Source organism: Bradyrhizobium sp. PRIMUS42, from assembly GCF_023006515.1.
In the GTDB taxonomy this organism is placed as follows: Bacteria; Pseudomonadota; Alphaproteobacteria; order Rhizobiales; family Xanthobacteraceae; genus Bradyrhizobium.
Genome location: NZ_JALBGZ010001605.1, coordinates 1 through 445, shown reverse-complemented (window position 1 = coordinate 445; position 445 = coordinate 1). Strand labels below are relative to the sequence as shown.

Below are 445 nucleotides of genomic sequence, written 5' to 3'. Positions count from 1 at the left end.
GCCTACGATCAAGCCCAGTAGGGCACGAGTTAGGGACGATCGCGCCAGTCAGTGATACAGCCGTCCTGTCGACGGCGAGGCTCGCGCGATGATCGAGGCGATCAACGCCAACGGAGCCCCGGTGCTCGCGGTCGACCTGCCGAGCGGCATCAACGGTACCAGCGCGGCCATGTTGGGCGCCGCGGTGAACGCCACCGAGACCGTCACCTTCTTTCGCAAGAAGCCGGCGCATCTGCTGCTGCCGGGCCGGGTGCATTGCGGTCGCGTGCGCGTCGCCGACATCGGCATCGACCCGCAGGTGCTGGACGAGATCGCGCCGCAGACTTTCGAGAACGATCCGGATGTCTGGGGCGCCGCTTTTCCGGTGCCTCGCATCGACGGCCACAAATACGCGCGGGGCCATGTGCTGGCGGTCTCCGGCGATGCGGCGGCGACCGGCGCGGCA

The 445-nt window shown here is 68.3% G+C and carries 1 pseudogene; it reads left to right on the top strand.

The features are described from left to right. Positions 1-58 precede the first annotated feature (58 nt). Positions 59-445, top strand: a pseudogene (locus tag MOV75_RS41890) (NAD(P)H-hydrate epimerase); the annotation flags it as partial.